The following is a 17,109-nucleotide window of genomic DNA, read 5'->3' on the forward strand; positions in this document are numbered from 1 at the left end:
GGAGACGGCTGATTCGTCGCCGCGCTCGTCAGGAGCGGTGGTCGGGTTCGGTGGCCGGGTCGGCGTTTCGGGCGGGGGTCAGGCCGGAAAGCGGGTCGGGGGTGGCGGGGCCCAGTTGGCGGGGGCCGGATTCGGCGTCGGCTATGGCTTCCTCGGCGGCCTTCTCGGCGGAGGAGGCTTCGGAGCGGACCTTGTCCTTCCTGGGCGCGGTTTCGCGGGTGGCGTCGGACGGAGGAAGGGACTGGGTGAAGGCCTTGGAGACGGTCTGGAGGGCTGAGGTGACCTCGCTGGGGATCACCCAGAAGGTGTTGCCTTGGCCTTGGGCCAACTGGGGGAGGACCTGGAGGTACTGGTAGGCCAGCAGTTTGGGGTCGGGGTCGTTGCGGTGGACCGCTTGGAAGACTTCGTCGATGGCTTGGGACTCGCCTTCGGCGCGGAGAATGGCGGCGGTGCGCGCGCCCTCGGCGCGGAGGATGGAGCTCTGCTTCTCGCCTTCTGCGGTGAGGATCTGGGACTGGCGGAGGCCTTCGGCGGTGAGGATGGCGGCGCGCTTGTCGCGTTCGGCGCGCATCTGCTTCTCCATCGCCTCTTTGATGGTCTTGGGGGGATCGATGGCTTTGATCTCGACGCGGTTGACGCGGATGCCCCATTTCCCGGTGGCTTCGTCCAGCACGCCGCGGAGCTGGCTGTTGATGGTGTCGCGGGAGGTCAGGGTCTTCTCCAGGTCCATGCCGCCGACCACGTTGCGCAGGGTGGTGACGGTGAGCTGTTCGACGCCCTGGATGAAGTTGGCGATCTCGTACGCCGCGGCGCGCGGGTCGGTGACCTGGAAGTACAGCACGGTGTCGATGTCCACCACCAGGTTGTCCTCGGTGATCACCGGCTGGGGCTTGAAGGACACCACCTGTTCGCGCAGGTCGATGAGCGGGCGCACCCGGTCCACGAACGGGATCACGAAGTTCAGGCCGGGCCCGAGGGTGCGGTGGTAGCGGCCCAGGCGCTCGACGTTGCCCGCGCGGGCCTGCGGGACGATCCGCACGCTGCGTAGGACGGTGAACACCGCGAGAAGGACGATGAGGATTCCGGCGATGAGTGCGGCGTCCATTGGCTCAACTCCCTGAAACTACTCCCGGGGATAAACGAGGGCGGTGGCCCCTTCGATCTCGATGACGTCCACGGTCGCGCCGGCGGGGATGACGAGCGTCTCGTCGTAGGCGCGGGCGGACCATTCCTCGCCGCCGATGCGCACCCGGCCTTCGCGTCCGTTGACCTCACGGGTGACGTACGCGGACTTCCCGACGAGGGCCGAGATCCCGAACCGCCGCGGCGGCGGCTGCGTGATGTGCCGCTGGGCGATGGGACGCAGGATCGCGAGGCTTGAGACGGCCGACAGGACGAACACCGCGAGCTGCACGCCTGTGGGCAGTCCGATGGCCGCGACCGCCGCGGTGAGCAGTGCGGCCGCGCCGAGCAGTCCCAGTGCCGCCGTGAGGGTGAAGATCTCTGCCACCCCGAGCACCGCGGCGAGGATCAACCAGAAGATCCACGAGTCCATCGCTCCGGCCCTCCTGAAAATAAGAACGCGTTCCAGGCGCCGATGGTTCCCAGATACCACCGTAAACCCGTCCAGCGGAACGGGGCAGGGTGAGGAGCCCTCAACTCGCGGTCACGGAGCGGTACGCGCGGGATGGATCGTGCCGGTCACCTCCCCGAGGGCGATGCGGGTGCCGTCCGGCCCGGGGGCGGTCGCGGTGATGGTCACGGTGTCGCCGTCCTCCAGGAACGCCCGGGTGCGGCCGTCGGAGAGTTTCACCGGCTCGGCGCCGTTCCAGGTGAGCTCGATGAGCGACCCGCGTTCCCCGGCCTCCGGCCCTGAGACGGTGCCGCTGGCGAACAGGTCGCCGGTGCGCAGCCGGGCGCCGTTGACCGTCATGTGGGCGAGCATCTGGTCGGGCGTCCAGTACATCTCGCGGTACGGCGGCCGCGACACCGGCTCGCCGTCCAGCAGCACCTCCATGGTGATGTCCAGACCCCACCGTTCCCGGCGCCGCAGGTAGCCGAGCGGCTCGGGGTCCTGTGCCCGGCCGGGCACCCGGGCGTGGGTGAGCGCCTCCAGCGGGGTGATCCACGCCGACATCGACGTGGCGAACGACTTGCCGAGGAACGGCCCGAGCGGCACGTACTCCCACGCCTGGATGTCCCGTGCGCTCCAGTCGTTGACCAGCGCCACCCCGAACACGTGGTCGGCGAAGTCACCGGAGGGCTCGCCGAGCCGGGTGGGTGTGCCGACGACGAACCCGAGCTCCGCCTCGATGTCGAGCTTGGCCGTCGGCCCGAACGCCGGCCGCGGCGGGTCTGCGTCCGGCGCGGGGGGCCGTTGCCCGCGTGGCCGCACGATCGGGGTGCCGGACACCACGACGGTGCCCGACCGGCCGTGGTACCCGACCGGCAGGTGCCGCCAGTTGGGTTTCAGCGGGTTCTCGTCCGGGCGGAACATGCGGCCGAGGTTGGTGGCGTGCTCCAGCGAGCAGTAGAAGTCGACGTAGTCCCCGACCTCCACCGGCAGGTGCATGCTCACCTGGCCGAGCGGCACCAGATGGGGTTCGATCGCGGCGCGGTTGGCCCCGGCCTCGGGCGCCTCCGCGTCCAGCAGCCGCTGCACGCGCCGCCGGGTGTCGTGCCACGCCGTACGCCCCCGCGCGAGGAAGGCGTTGAGGCTGCCGGTCGCGAACACCTCGTCGTGCAGCACCGGCGCGAGGTCGAGCACGTGGTCGCCGATCCGCACCCCGACCCGGGGCTGCTCGCCGGGCACGGAGAACACCCCGTACGGCAGGTTGGCCGTGGTGTAGCCGGAGGAGTCGGCGCCGGGCACCCACGAGGACGGGCGGGCGGTCGCCGTGGCCCGGTGGCCGTCCACCAGGCCGAGCGCCCGCAGGTCCTCGACGGGCGTGCGCGTGTTGCACGAGCCGTAGGACACGAACAGCTCCCTGGCGCGCCGCGCGGTGGCGTCCGTCACGTCGCGGGCCCGGCGCAGCAGCTCGTGCCGGTCCATGCTCTCCAGCACCGGCACCGGGTCGCGGCCCTCCACGGCGGCGCACACGGCGAGCAGCAGGTTGAGGAACCCGTGCCGGTACGCGCCGATGGACGGGTCGGGGTGGCGCACCGCGTGGTGCAGCCCCGCGGTGGCCTTGAACGGGATGCCGTTGGTCACGCAGTCGACGATGAACGCCCCGAGCTCGTGCGCGGTCGGGGCCTGGTCGGCGGTCACGCCGCCGCAGCGCACCTTCAGCCCCACCCCCGGCGGCGCGTGGTGCGTCCGCCCCGGCGGGACCTCGACGAACAGCCGCGTGCCGTCCGGCGGGCGCACCCGCCGCACCACGTCCTCCACGGTGCCGCCGTCGGGCAGGCGCACCTCGATCAGCTCCACGGTGATCCGCGGCTCCCCGGCGAGGACGTCCAGCCGGGGCGGCTCGGGCGCGTCCAGGATCAGGCCGATCCGCAGCGGCCGGGTCACCGAGGCACGCAGCTCGCCCAGGCGGCCGGACGGGCACAGGAACCGGTGGGTGAGCACCGGGCTCCCGGCGTCCTCGTCGGCGGCGTGCCGGGCGAGCGCCGCCGACATGGGCAGCAGCGACGGGGGGAACAGCCCGGCGTCGTCCACGAGCGCGGACAGCAGGGGGCCGGCGCCGCCCGGGGCGCCCGCGGGCCCGGCGGGACCGGGCATGTCAGGTGTGATCACCGGGCCCACGTCCAGGCGTAGTCGGGGTCCTCACAGGCCAGCGCCGCGTCACCGAGGTCCAGCGGCCGGAAGGTGTCCACCATGACCGCCAGCTCGCTCGTCACCGTGTGCCCCTTCTCGACGGCCGCCACGGCCGCCTCCACGGCCCCCGGCTGCGGCCCGTGGGTGAACCCGGCGGGGTGCAGCGAGATCGACCCGACGTCGATCCCGGACCCCTTGCGCGCGGTGTAGTCGCCGCCCACGTAGAACATGAACTCGTCGGAGTCCACGTTGTGGTGGTTGTAGGGGATCGGCACCGCCTCAGGATGGAAGTCCAGCGGCCGCGGGCAGAACGAGCACACCACGAACCCCGGCCCCTCGAACGTCTGGTGCACCGGCGGCGGCGCGTGGGTCCGCTTCACGATCGGCTCGAAGTCCGCGATGTTGAAGGCGTACGGGTACAGGTACCCGTCCCACCCGACCACGTCGAACGGATGGTGCGCGTAGGTGAGCCGCGTGAGCCCGCCCCGCGTCCGCACAAGCACCGTCGTCTCGTCCCCCTCGGCGATCAGCGGCTCGGACGGCGCCCGCAGATCCCGCTCGCAGTACGGCGCGTGCTCAAGGAACTGCCCGTACTGCGACAGATACCTCTTGGGCGGCCTGATGTGCCCCGCGGCCTCGATCGCCAGCCCGGTCACCGTGGTCCCGTCCAGCGGCACCCACCGGTGGATCGTCCCGGTCGGGATGACGACGTAGTCGCCCTCACCTACGTCCAGCGCCCCGTAGGTCGACTCCAGCCGCGCCCGCCCGGACGCGATGTACACACACTCGTCACCCTTGGAGTCCCGGTAAAGCTCACTCGCCCGGTCCGCCGAGATGTACGACATCCGGACGTCCCCGTTCCCCGCGAGCGGCTGCCGCGAGGTCACCATGTCCCCCCCGGCCGGCAACCGTGAAGTCTGGAAATGCCGCGGCGACAGCGGCATGTTGGGCGAAAGCGCCGCCCGCACCCCCTCGGTCACCGCCTCGGCCTTGACGATCGCCGTGGGCAGATGCCGGTGGTACAGCAACGAGGAGTCCGACGAGAACCCCTCCTCGCCCATGAGTTCCTCCGCGTACAGCCCACCGTCGGGCCGCCGGAACTGCACATGCCGCTTCCGGGGCACCTCGCCGACGCTGCGGTAGTACGGCATGGCCCACTCCCTCCGTACGCATATCGGACAGCACTGTCCTCTATACGTACGACGATCCGCCATCTGTCCAGCGATGTCAACCGTGGCCCTCGAGCCCCTGACCACCGCGACTACGCGGCCTCTTCGCCGATCATGCCCTCGGCCGGGATGCCGACAACCTCCACCGTCACCCCGTGGTCGCGCATGAGCGTGTCCGCCATGGTCACCAGGGCGGCCTGCGTGAACGGGTAGAGCGAGTCGGCCGTCAGCTCCTTGCCCTTGAGGAGCATGGCGAGCACGACCTTGCGCGGCCGGAAGTCCTCCGGCACGGTGATCCGGCCGCCGCTGAACTCGGCGACCATGGCGGCGAACTTCAACCGCGCCTCAGCCTGGTAGAACAGCGCCTGGATCGAGATGAGCGCCTGGTTGAGCTGGTGGCTCAACGGCCCCGACCCCTCCGCCGCCTTCACGTGGATCAGGGTGCCCTCCGCCGTGAACCCGTCGCAGGCCTCGAACCCCCTCCCCCTGCGGTGCTGCGACGTCCGGATGAACTTCTGGTCCAGGCACACGTACCTGTCGATCCCGAAGTGATCCTGCAGCCGCAGGTTGTAGTCCTCTTCCTTCTCACCGTGCCGCCACGGAGGCATGGCGGGCTCCGGTACGGCAGGGACGAGATCGCGAAGCCGCCGCGCGATGGAGCTCGCGTAGCCGGCGCCGCACTCGTACCAGTCACCGTCACTGAGCTGGTAGACGTGCGAGCCCATCGGCACCACGGCCTCGATCCACCGGATGGCGGAGGCCCGGCCGACGACCTCGGTGCCGTCGTGGCCGCCGCGCATCTCGACCCAGCCGTCCCGCAACGCCGTGACGGGACTGACGCAGTACTGCACCTTGCACCGCTGCCGCAGGTCGTCCAGGTCGAGCTCGGCCCGCGTGAGCGTCACGCTCCCGACCTTGACGAGGTACGACCGCGTCTCGTGCCGCCGGTCGGCGTAGTCGGCCGGCACCACGAGCTGAAGGCTGAGGTCGCCGCCGCGCAACCCGTCGTTGAACAGAGCGTCGAGCGCGTCGTGGAGGGCACGATCGGTCACGGCTTGGATCGCCTCCAGGGACTCGAACTCAGGCGGCACGTCACGCTCGCTGATCTCGTTCAGCCGGCGCAGCAGCGCGAGGAACCTCACAGGGTCCAGCGGGACGGGCAGACGCAGGCCGTCCGCTCCCTCGACGGAGACCTGATCCCGGTGGGAGAGACCGAGGTCGGCCGCGTCGATCAGCCCGCCGAGCTTCTTGACGAGGTCGGCGTGCTCGCGCAGGCCGATCCCGCCGATGGGAATCCCGCCGGGGACGAGCGTGGCGTCCTGCCGGGTGATACCGCCGAGCGGACGCCGGACGACGTCCCGCACGCGGCGCGGATCGACGAGCCGCAGCGCGCACCGGCGGCCGAACCCGGGCTCCCTCGCGTCCATGAGTGACAAGTACCCCTGGCCGAAGCCGAGGCCGTAGACGTGTCCGTCGACCGCGACGACCAGCACGGCCTCGCTGTCCTGCCTCGGCAGGTGCATAGGAACGCCGGTGAGCTGTGAGAGAGCCGAGCCCCAGCCGACCGTGGTCGCCGGGTGCGTGCGGGAGTACAGGATCGCGGGGGCGCCGGCGATGTCGTGCTGCTCGACGTCCACCCCCGGCGCGGTGAGGCGACCGGTGAAGGTGGCCTCGAACATGGCGTCGGCCGTCGGCTCGATGCCGGTGAGCCGGTACAGGGTGGCGACCAGGGTCTTGGGGGGCATGCGTTTCTCCATGGGAAAGAGGAGGCGGCTGGGACGCCGCCTGGAAGCAGTGCAGACACCAGTATGCATGAAAACACTGTTAAATCACGCACTCTTGGCAACCGGCGCTTCGGATTGATAGTGTGAAGATCGTTGCTTAGAGGAGGAGAGGCGTCGTGTCCCAGCCGTCCGCGCATGTGACCGCCGCCGAGATCTCGCGACTGGCCGGGGTGACCCGCGCCACCGTCAGCAATTGGCGCCGGCGCCACCCGGACTTCCCCGCCCCCGTCGCGGGTTCCGACGCGAGCCCCCTGTACGACCTGGCCGCCGTGCGCGCCTGGCTGGAATCCCGGGGACAGGTCACGACGACCACGGCCGTCGACGAACTGCGGACCCTCTTACGGTGGAGCAGCGACCCGTCGGACGCGAAGCGGCTCTACCCGTTCGCGTACGCGGCCCTCACGTCGAACGATGCCGCCAAGCTGCTGAAGTCCGCCGACGACGACCTCGCCGCCGCCGCGAACCGGGCCGTGGCCGGCCGGGCCTCCGAGTTGCCGATCGCGAGCCGGCGCCGTTTCGAGCCGGACGACGCCGCACTGCTGAGGGCCGTGCTCCGTAGCACCTTGGAGGACGACGGTCCGGCCGTGCTCGACACCCTGGCCGAGCGGGGACTCACCGACACCCACATCTCCGGCGCTTACGGCACCCCCCCGCCGCTCGCCGGTCTCATGGCCGGGCTCCTCGAACGCCAAGGCGACGGCCCGTATCCGCACACGGTCCTCGATCCCGCGTGCGGCAGCGGATCCCTCCTGGAGGCGGCGGGCCGGCAAGGTGCCCGGCGGCTGCTCGGCCAGGACCGGCTGGACATCCAGGCACTGAACAGCGCCGTCCGATTGAAGATCCTTCTTCCGGACGTGCGGACGACGATCAAGACTGGGGACAGCCTCCTCGCCGACGCGTTCGCCGATCGGCACGCCGACGCGGTCCTGTGCAACCCACCCTTCGCGGACCGGGACTGGGGCCACGACGACCTGATCTACGACCAGCGCTGGACGTACGGGGTGCCGCCGCGTGGAGAGAGTGAGCTGGCCTGGGTTCAGCACGCGCTGGCCCATCTGATCCCGGGTGGCCACGCCGTGCTGCTCATGCCGCCAGGAACGGCGTTCCGCCCTTCAGGGAGGGCGATCCGCACCGAACTGCTGAAAGCCGGAGCGCTGCGTGCCGTGATCGCTCTGCCGCCGGGCGTCGTCATTCCCCTCCACATCGGCCTCCAGATGTGGGTGCTGCGCCGCCCCGGTCAGGAACCGCCGGGCGACCGCGTGCTGATGATGGACGTGGGAGAGGAGCAGGACGGTCAGAAGAAGATCGACTGGACGGCTCTCGCGGACACGGTTCTTCCCGCGTGGCGCTCCTACGTGGCCGACCCCATGGAGTTCGAGCCCATCCCCGATGTGGCCCGCGCCGTACCGGTGATCGAACTGCTCGGCGAGAGCGTCGACCTCACGCCGGTCCGCCACCTGCGCCGGACGGCGCTCGACCCCGCCGAGACCTCCCGCCGGGTGAGCTCTCTGCGCGAGAGGTTGTCGCGCCTCCTCGCCGAGCTCACCGACGCGGCGGACGCGCGGTCCTGGGCCGGCTCCGGGCCCGAACCCGCGACATGGCGCACCGCCACCGTCAGCGATCTGGCCAAAGGCAAGATGCTCACCGTCCTGACCTCAGGGCCCGGCACCGCGGACGACCCCCTGCCCGCGCGGTACCGCACCCGCCGCGTCCTGCTGAGCCGGGACGTGGCCACCGGCACCCGTGCCACCGGTGTGGCCGAGGAGGACCGGGCCGCGCCCCTGGTCGAACTGGAGGCCGGCGACGTGCTGCTGCCCCGGGTGGCCCATCGTGAGCGGCTCGACCACCGGGTCGCGGACGAGGAGGACGCGGGCTGCCTGCTCGGGACGGGGGTCACCGCTCTCCGCGTGGACCCGGCCCGTCTCGACCCCTGGTTCCTCGCCGGGTTCCTCCTCTCCGAGGAGAACCTGGCCGCCGCGTCCCGCATGCGGCAGAGCATCATGCTGGAGCCTCGGCGGCTAAAGGTGCCGTTGCTGCCGCTCACGGAGCAACGCCCGTACGGCGAAGCCTTCCGCAACCTTCACCGGCTCCGGCGAGCCGCTAGGGAGACGGAGGAACTGGCCGCCGAGACGGCGCGGACCGTCTCGGCCGCGCTCACGGAAGGCGCGCTCGCACCGCCGGAGAGCCGTTAAGTCTTCACCCATTCCGCTGGACGAGCCACGCCGCTCCTACCAGTCTTGCGAGTACCTGCACGCCAACGACCCCAGAAGGACCATCCCCTTGGATCTCGGCAAGCACTCCCAGCTCTCCAACCACGCGTGGGCCGTCGCCGACCTGCTGCGCGGAGACTTCAAACGGCACGAGTACGGCGAGGTCATCCTGCCGTTCACCGTCCTGCGCCGTCTTGAGTGCGTGCTGGAGCCGACCCGCGACCAGGTCGCCGACCTGTTCGAGAGCGGTGACGACCGGGACTTCTTCCTGCGCAGGGTCGCCGGGCACCGTTTCTACAACACCAGCCGGTACACGCTCAAGAAGATCGCCGCGGATCCGAAGCACACCGCCGCCAACCTGCTCAAGTACGTGGCGGCCTTCTCTGAGAACGCGCGCCAGGTGCTGGAGAAGTACGACTTCGCGCAGCAGGTGCGGCGGCTCGCCGAGGCGGACCTCGTCTACCAGGTGACGTCCAAGTTCGCCGATCTCGACCTGCGCCCCGAGGTGGTGCCCAACCAGGCGATGGGCTACGTCTTCGAGGACCTGATCAGGCGGTTCGCCGAGGCCTCCAACGAGACGGCCGGTGAGCACTTCACCCCGCGCGAGGTCATCGAGCTGATGGTGAACCTCCTCATCGCCCCCGACGAGGATCTGCTGCGGGACAGCGGTGTCGGCCGCAGCGTGTACGACCCGGCCTGCGGCACCGGCGGCATGCTCAGCGCCGCCGCCGAGCACATTCTGTCCTTCAACCCCGGCGCGACCGTCGGACTCTACGGACAGGAGCTCAACCCCGAGTCCTGGGCCATCTGCCGTTCCGACCTGATGATCAAAGACCAGACCCCGGACAACATCGCCTTCGGCAACTCCTTCACCGACGACGGCCACCCGCGCGAGAAGTTCAACTACATGCTGGCCAACCCGCCGTTCGGCGTCGAGTGGAAGAAGATCAAGGACAAGATCGAACGCGAGTACAAGAGCGATCCCGGCGGGAAGTTCCAGGCCGGCCTGCCGCGGATCAACGACGGCTCGTTCCTGTTCCTCCAGCACATGATCTCGAAGATGAAGCCCGTCGCACTGGGCGGCAGCCGCATCGCCATCGTCTTCAACGGCTCCCCCCTGTTCACCGGTGGCGCCGGTTCAGGCGAGTCGGAGATCCGCCGCTGGATCCTGGAGAACGACTGGCTCGAAGCCATCGTCGCCCTCCCCGACCAGCTCTTCTACAACACCGGCATCTCCACGTACTTCTGGATCCTGACCAACCGCAAGTCCCCCGACCACCGCGGCAAGGTGATCCTTCTGGACGCCCGCGACTACTGGGAGAAGATGCGCAAGTCCCTCGGCGACAAGCGCAAGAAGATCGGCGAGAAACACATCAAGGAGATCACCAGCCTCTACGGCGAGGCCCTTGATGTGGCCGCCAACCCCGATCACCCCCTGCACAGCAAGGTCAAGGTCTTCCGCAACGAGGACTTCGGCTACCGCCGCATCACCGTCGAACGTCCGTTGAAGCTCCGCTTCGAGATCACCGAGGAGACCCTCGACGAGATCCGCAAGTCTTCCAAGATCGAGGCCCACATCGACGCGTCAAAGCTGGCGGACGCCCTCCAGCCCCTCCTTGGCACCACCTGGGCAACCAAGCGCGAGGCGTTCGACGCCTTCCACGAGGCAGTGGTGGTGGCTGGCATGCTCTGGCCATCGAAGGCACCATTCCTGGCCACGCTCCGGGACATTGTGGGGGTACGTGATCCACAGGGTGAGGTCCAGTACAAGAAAGACGAGGTCGAACCCGATACAGAGTTGCGTGATTACGAAAACGTTCCGCTAGACGAGGACATCGAGGGCTATCTAAAGCGGGAAGTCCTACCGTATGTCCCCGATGCCTGGATCGATCAGGACAAGACGAAAATAGGTTATGAGATCCCAGTCACTCGCCACTTCTACATCTACACACCCCCACGCTCATTGGCTGAAATCGATGCAGAATTGAAGGATGTCGAGGACGAGATTCGGGCTCTCTTCAGTGAGGTGACCAGTTGACCCTTGTCCTCCCGGCCCTGCCGGATGGCTGGGTTCGCACCCGTATTGACAAGGTCGCCACCGTCAATGCCCGGATCGGCTGGAAGGCGCTCACCTCCGACGAGTATCAGGAAGATGGCTACGTCTTTCTAGCTACGCCAAACATCAAGAGTAGTGAAATCGACTTCCGTAATGTGAACTACATTACGGAAGGGCGATATGAGGAATCGCCTGAGCTGAAACTGCAAGCAGGCGATGTACTCCTGGCAAAAGATGGCAACACTCTGGGAATTGTTAACATTGTCAAATCTCTCCCGCGTCCAGCGACTGTCAACGGGTCGATTGCTGTATTGCGTCCTTTCGGAGTTGACTCGGCCTTTCTCAGGTACGTTCTCGCTAGCGACGTGACGCAGGCGGCAATCGATATGCTAAGGGGCGGGATGGGCGTCCCTCATCTCTTCCAGTGGGATATCAACAGGCTTCCCGTTCCTAGGCCGCCTATGAATGAGCAGCGACGGATTGCAAAGTATCTCGATGTCGTGACCTCCCGTATCGATCGGCTCGTGGAGCTGAGGCGTCGGCAGACCACGCTGATTGAAGAGCGGTCCTTCGGGGAAATTTTTAATACCTTGCGTGGCGCAGGTGTCGACGGGAACAGGAAGCACAGCGGCCTCGACTGGCTTGGCGATATCCCGGCCAGTTGGCCCGTGCTGCGGGTGTCTCAAGAGTTCGAGGTTCGGCTTGGGAAAATGCTAAATCAGGAACGCGTCGTGGGTGAACATATGCGCCCTTACCTTCGCGTCGTCAACGTTCAATGGGATCACATAACTACTGATGATCTCGTGGAGATGAATTTCCCGCCGAGCGAGAGGAAGCGGTACGAAGTTCTTCCTGGAGACCTACTGATCAACGAGGGTGGTTCCTTTCCTGGACGGGCGGCAACATGGGATGGCCGTATGCCTGAGATCTATTACCAGAAGGCTCTGCACCGTGCTCGCTCACGAGGGCGTAGTGTCGTTCGTTGGCTCTACTACTGCCTCCGTCTAGCGCTCGAATTGAAGGTCTTCGAGGTTGAGGGCAACAGCACTACGATGACGCATTTGACAGGGGATCAATTGGCGGCGCACCGCTTCCCCTTTCCGGAGTCGGACGTTCAAAAGCGGCTTGTGAGTGAGTTGGATGTTGCCATCAGTCACAGCAGGGCTATCACTTTGGCCATAGATACCCAAATTCGGCTGCTACAGGAACGGCGACAGGCACTGATCACAGCGGCAGTGACCGGCCAGTTTGATGTGTCCGCGGCGAGCGGACGTGGAGTGGAGATGTGATGGTCGCGAACTACAAGGAAGAAGCCTTTCGGGAGGCGATTCTGGCCGGGATGCGGGAGCGGGGGTGGGAGGTCGGGCAGCCATCGGAGTACCGGGCCGAGGTAGGGCTGGTCACGGAGGAGTTGTTCACCTTTATCGGGGCTACTCAGGTTGAGGCGTGGAATGAGTTGGTTGCGCTTTATGGGAATGATGTGGGTGCGGCGCAGCGGGGGTTTGTGGGGCGGGTGGGGCAGGCGGTCGCGAGTGACGGGGTGCTGGAAGTGTTGCGGAATGGGGTGAAGGATCGGGGGGTGCGGATTCGGCTGGCTTACTTCAAGCCTAATTTGGTGGAGTACGAGGAGGTGTTGGGTAACTACCGGGCTAATCGGCTGACGGTGGTGCGCGAAGTGGCGTATGCGACGAAGAAGGCTGATCAGGGGCATCGGCTGGATCTGGTGTTGTTCGTCAATGGGATTCCGGTGGCTACGGCGGAGCTGAAGAATCCGTTGACGGGGCAGGGGGTGGAGGAGGCGAAGAAGCAGTATCGGGAGGAGCGGGATCCTACTGAGCTGATCTTCGCGCAGCGGGTGGTGGCGAACTTCGCGGTGGATCCGGATCTTGTGTTCGTGGCGCCGAGGTTGCGGGGGAGGAACACGGAGTTCCTGCCGTTCAACACCGGGTCGGAGGGGCCGGGGGAGTCCGGTGGGGCGGGGAACCCGGCGCCGGTGGAGGCGGGGAAGTATCCGACGTCCTACTTATGGGAGCAGGTGTGGGAACGCGACAACTGGCTGGACATGTTGGAGCGCTTCGTTCACCTGCGTAAGGACACCAGAGGCGGACGGAGTTCGGTCATCTTCCCGCGGTTCCACCAGTGGGACGCGGTGAAGAAGCTGACCGCGCACGCGATGCGGCACGGGGCGGGGCGGAACTACCTGGTCATGCACTCGGCGGGGTCGGGGAAGTCGAACACGATCGCCTGGCTGGCGCACCGGCTGAGTGCGCTGCACACTCCCACCGACGTCCGGGAGCTGGATGCGGACGCGGTGCGGCGGGGGCTGCTGCCGGGGGTGCCGGTGTTCGACAAGACGATCATCATCACGGACCGGCGGAATCTGGACGCGCAGCTCCGGGAGACGGTGGGGAGCTTCGAGCAGACCGCCGGGCTCGTCGTGAAGATCGACGAGAAGAGAGGCGCGAAGTCCAAGCAGCTCGCCGCGGCGCTGTCCAGTGAGTCCGGAAAGATTGTCACGGTCACGCTGGCCACCTTCCCGGTGCTGATCGAGTACCTCAAGGAGAACCCGACCGAGATCAAGGGGCGGACGTTCGCCGTCATCGTGGACGAGGCGCATTCCTCCCAGTCGGGTGAGGCCGCCAAGGCCGTCCGGTCCGCGCTGCGGGACCTCGGTCTGGACGCCGAGGACGAGGACGCCGGCGCGACCGAGGCCGACGCGAACAGCGTGGAGGCGAAGCTGGAGCGCAGCGCGGCCGACCGGGCCAGGGCGGCGAACATCTCGTACTTCGCGTTCACCGCTACCCCCAAGGCGAAGACCCTGGAGAACTTCGGCACCGAGGTCACCGTCGGCGGCAAGCAGAAGTACAAGCCGTTCCACACGTACGCGATGCGGCAGGCGATCGAGGAAGGGTTCATCCTCGACCCGCTGCGCAGCTACGTCACCTACCAGACGTACTACAAACTCGTCAGCAACGACCCCACCGACCGCGAGGTCGAGAAGTCCCAGGCCAGCCCACTGCTGGCCAGATACGCCAACACCCACCCCGCGACCGTCGCGCAGCAGGCAACGGTTGTGGTGGAGCACTTCCTCGCACATACCCGCCGCCGCATGGGCGGACGCGCCAAGGCCATGGTGGTCACAGGCTCCCGGTTGAGCGCGGTGCTGATGGCACGTGCCATCAAGGACGAGCTGGAGATCCGGGAGGCGGACATCGGTGTGCTGGTGGCGTTCTCCGGCAGCCTCACCCACGACGGTGAGAAGGACATCACCGAGGTCAAGGAGAACGGCGGCCTCAGCGAGGACGCCTTGCCGAAGGCGTTCGCCCACACCAGGGCCGACGACAAGGTGGTGAAGGCCGGTGGCCGGGGGAGCCCCGAATACCGGATTCTCGTCGTCGCGGAGAAGTACCAGACCGGATACGACGAGCCGCTGCTCACGACCATGTACGTGAACAAGAAGCTGGCGGGCATCGCGGCCGTGCAGACCCTCTCCCGGCTGAACCGGACCGGCCCTCACAAGTCACAGACGGACCTCGCGATCATCGACTTCGAGAACGAGGCCGAGGAGATCAGGGCGTCGTTCCAGCCGTACTTCGAAGAGGCCACGACGTTCCCGTCCGACCCGAACCTGCTCTACACCGCGCAGAGCAAGGTCATGTCGGCCGACCTGCTGTACCGGCAGGAGATGCTCGCGTTCACCTCGGCGTTGTTCGAGGCGGACGAGGCGGGGCTCTCGCGCGAGAAGCTGCACGCCGAGCTTTACCGGTTGCTGGCGCCGGCGGTCGGAAGGTTCAAGGAGCTGCTCGACAGCGACGAGGAGCACGAGCGCGCTCAGGCGGAGACCTTCCGCGGTGACCTGGACTCCTTCCTCAACAAATACGGTTTCCTCTCCCAGGTGATCCCGTACCGGGACACCGACCTGGAACTGCTCTACGTCTACGGCCGCTACCTGCTGGCCCGGCTCCCGCACGGCACCAGGGCCGATGTGGATCTCGGTGAGATCGACCTCACCCACGTCCGCGCCGAGCAGACAGGGATCTATGACCTCGTCCTCAAGCCGGAGGGGGCAGGCGACCTCCGGGGCTTCGGCGACGGCTCCGGCCGGGGCAAGGACAAGGAGAAGTCGCTGCTGTCGGAGCTGATCGAGAAGTTCAACCAGAGGTTCGGCGCGAAGCTCACGGAAAAGGACATGCTTCCCTCGGTCGAAGCGGCGATGGCAGAGCCGAAAGTGCAGCAGTCGGCGCTCGCCAACATTGACCCGGACAATTTCGCACAAGCCTTCGACCCGGTCTTCGAGGAGAAGGTCGCCGACAATGTCGACAGGCTGCGCACCTTGGGCGACAAGTTCTTCGACAACAACGACTCGACGTTCCGCACCGAACTCACCAAGACCGCGCGCCGGGCGGCGTGGCGCCTGATCCGCGAGCAGGCGGGACTCGGCGACGTCGCCTGATCCGAGAGGTTTTCCAGCGCTTTCGGGGATTTCACCGATTCGGCTGGACGGTCACCGTCGTCACAGCCACACTCGTTACGGAACGTGCCCGGCGATGCCAGCGGAGTGAACCGTGCCGACTGAACTGATCGACGGTCGATACGAATTGACCGCGGAAATCGAGAGCGGCGCCATGGGCACGGTGTGGCGCGGTTTCGACTCGGTCCTGGACCGGGAGGTCGCCGTCAAGGTGATCCGCCCCGACCTCATCAGTGAGGGGCGGAACGTCCGGGAACTCGCGGAGCGTTTCCGCCGTGAGGCCCGCATCACCGCGAGGATCCGGCACCACGGAGTCCCGCAGGTCTACGACGCGGTGCTCGACGAGCCCCAGGACCGCCTCTATTTGGTCATGGAGTACATCCACGGCACCAGCTTGCGTGCCTACATCCATAAGGATGTCCTTCTCCCGGTGTCATGGGCGGCATCCGTGGCGGCGCAGATCGCCACCGTGCTGTCCCACGCTCACGCGGTCCCGGTCGTCCACCGTGACCTGAAGCCCGACAACATCCTCGTGACCGGCGACGGCACAGTCAAAGTGCTCGACTTCGGTATCGCGGCGATCCTGCGACCGGACGTTTCCCGGCTGACCAGCTTCGGCACTCCGATGGGCACGTACCGGTACATGTCCCCGGAGCAGACCCGGGCCGTCCAGGTCACGGCGCAGAGCGATCTGTACGCGCTCGGCTGCCTGCTCCATGAGCTGCTGGCCGCCGAGCCGGTGTTCCGGGGCCAGTCCGAGGACCACTACATGGAATTGCACCGGCATGCCCGGCCGAGGTCGGTCCGGGAGCTGCGGCCCGACGTGCCGGAGGATCTGGCCAAACTGGTGCTCGAACTGCTCGCCAAGAGGCCCGAGCAGCGGCCGGCCGACGCGTACGCGGTCTACGAGAGCCTCCTGCCGTTTCTGCCACCCCCGGGCTCGCCCGCACCGGCGTACGGCACGGAGGTGGACAGGTACCCGGACCCGACCCGCATGTACCGCCGCCCCAACGCGCCCCGCTCGCCCGACACTCCCGCCGAGGCCCCGAACCCCACGCCGCCGTCCCGCTCCGGCTCCTTCGTCGAGACGTCTCTGCGCGACGCCATGGCGAGTGTGGAACAGCGAGTCGAGGTGCTGCTGGAAGAGGAGCGCTGCATCCAGGCCGCGGACGCGCTCCAGGAACTGATCGATTATGTGTCGCCGACACTCGGCGCGGGACACCTTCACGTTCTGCGGCTGCGGACGAGGCGGGCACTCGCGCTCTTCATCGGAGGGGACTACCGCCGGTCCTTGCTGGAGTTCGACAGTCTTGCGAGCACCTATGAGAGCGTGGAGGGTCCTTCTGGCACCAACGTGATCCACTGCCGCCGCCACGCGGCCGACTGCCGGGCCGAACTCGGCGACGCCATGCTCGCGCTCCGCCAGTACCACGAAGTGCTGGACATCGTCCGCACCGAGGAGAGCGACACCTCCGAGGTCGCGAGGGGCATCCGCTTCAGCATCGGCGCCCTGCTCGGCGACATGGGAGAAACGTCGCAGGCAAGGCAAGTGTTCGCGACGCTGCTGACAGATCTGGAACTCCTCAACGTGGAACCCACGGAAACCGAGGATGTGCGGGAGATGCTCCGTTACCTGGACGACCAAGTCGAGGATTGACC

The 17,109-nt window shown here is 67.5% G+C and carries 10 protein-coding genes; 5 read left to right on the top strand and 5 right to left on the bottom strand.

Annotation, left to right across the window (positions count from 1 at the left end; all coding sequences use genetic code 11):
• Positions 1-28: 28 nt before the first annotated feature.
• The 5 genes from ABGB17_RS10615 to ABGB17_RS10635 form a co-directional block, all read right to left on the bottom strand.
• Positions 29-1,105, bottom strand: a complete 1,077-nt coding sequence (locus ABGB17_RS10615; RefSeq protein ID WP_347627974.1) for an SPFH domain-containing protein — start codon at positions 1,103-1,105, stop codon at positions 29-31.
• An 18-nt stretch (positions 1,106-1,123) separates the two neighbouring features.
• Positions 1,124-1,555, bottom strand: coding sequence for an NfeD family protein (locus tag ABGB17_RS10620; protein ID WP_347627976.1), 432 nt, complete (start codon positions 1,553-1,555; stop codon positions 1,124-1,126).
• 111 nt (positions 1,556-1,666) lie between these two features.
• Positions 1,667-2,872, bottom strand: coding sequence for a fumarylacetoacetase (fahA, locus tag ABGB17_RS10625; RefSeq protein WP_347628314.1), 1,206 nt, complete (start codon positions 2,870-2,872; stop codon positions 1,667-1,669).
• Positions 2,873-3,735: 863 nt separating this feature from the next.
• Positions 3,736-4,911 (bottom strand): homogentisate 1,2-dioxygenase domain-containing protein, encoded by a 1,176-nt coding sequence (locus ABGB17_RS10630; RefSeq protein ID WP_347627978.1) that lies wholly within the window; start codon positions 4,909-4,911, stop codon positions 3,736-3,738.
• A gap of 110 nt (positions 4,912-5,021) precedes the next feature.
• Positions 5,022-6,674, bottom strand: coding sequence for a DUF6119 family protein (locus ABGB17_RS10635; RefSeq protein WP_347627980.1), 1,653 nt, complete (start codon positions 6,672-6,674; stop codon positions 5,022-5,024).
• Positions 6,675-6,829: 155 nt separating this feature from the next.
• On the opposite strand from ABGB17_RS10635, the gene ABGB17_RS10640 reads away from it, so the two are divergent.
• The 5 genes from ABGB17_RS10640 to ABGB17_RS10660 all read left to right on the top strand — a co-directional run bounded on the left by ABGB17_RS10640 (position 6,830) and on the right by ABGB17_RS10660 (position 17,107).
• Positions 6,830-8,905, top strand: a complete 2,076-nt coding sequence (locus ABGB17_RS10640) for an N-6 DNA methylase (RefSeq protein ID WP_347627982.1) — start codon at positions 6,830-6,832, stop codon at positions 8,903-8,905.
• A gap of 88 nt (positions 8,906-8,993) precedes the next feature.
• On the top strand, positions 8,994-10,961 hold the full coding sequence (locus tag ABGB17_RS10645) for a class I SAM-dependent DNA methyltransferase (RefSeq protein WP_347627984.1): 1,968 nt from the start codon (positions 8,994-8,996) through the stop codon (positions 10,959-10,961).
• The gene (locus ABGB17_RS10650; RefSeq protein ID WP_347627986.1) at positions 10,958-12,268 is read left to right on the top strand and encodes a restriction endonuclease subunit S; all 1,311 of its coding nucleotides are present in this window, start codon (positions 10,958-10,960) and stop codon (positions 12,266-12,268) included. The genes ABGB17_RS10645 and ABGB17_RS10650 overlap by 4 nt, the downstream gene beginning before the upstream one ends.
• On the top strand, positions 12,268-15,432 hold the full coding sequence (locus tag ABGB17_RS10655; RefSeq protein WP_347627988.1) for a type I restriction endonuclease: 3,165 nt from the start codon (positions 12,268-12,270) through the stop codon (positions 15,430-15,432). Before ABGB17_RS10650 ends, ABGB17_RS10655 begins: the two co-directional genes overlap by 1 nt.
• Positions 15,433-15,544: 112 nt before the next feature.
• Complete coding sequence (locus ABGB17_RS10660) at positions 15,545-17,107, top strand: serine/threonine-protein kinase (protein ID WP_347627990.1); 1,563 nt, start codon at positions 15,545-15,547, stop codon at positions 17,105-17,107.
• Positions 17,108-17,109 lie beyond the last annotated feature (2 nt).

Origin of the sequence: Sphaerisporangium sp. B11E5 (assembly GCF_039871875.1) — a bacterium.
Lineage (GTDB): Bacteria > Actinomycetota > Actinomycetes > Streptosporangiales > Streptosporangiaceae > Sphaerisporangium.

What these genes read in the sequence shown, in the direction of transcription:
- ABGB17_RS10615 (WP_347627974.1), bottom strand. Translation starts at nt 1,105, where the DNA reads ATGGACGCCGCACTCATCGCCGGAATCCTCATCGTCCTTCTCGCGGTG.
- ABGB17_RS10620 (WP_347627976.1), bottom strand. Translation starts at nt 1,555, where the DNA reads ATGGACTCGTGGATCTTCTGGTTGATCCTCGCCGCGGTGCTCGGGGTG.
- ABGB17_RS10630 (WP_347627978.1), bottom strand. Translation starts at nt 4,911, where the DNA reads ATGCCGTACTACCGCAGCGTCGGCGAGGTGCCCCGGAAGCGGCATGTG.
- ABGB17_RS10635 (WP_347627980.1), bottom strand. Translation starts at nt 6,674, where the DNA reads ATGCCCCCCAAGACCCTGGTCGCCACCCTGTACCGGCTCACCGGCATC.
- ABGB17_RS10655 (WP_347627988.1), top strand. Translation starts at nt 12,268, where the DNA reads ATGGTCGCGAACTACAAGGAAGAAGCCTTTCGGGAGGCGATTCTGGCC.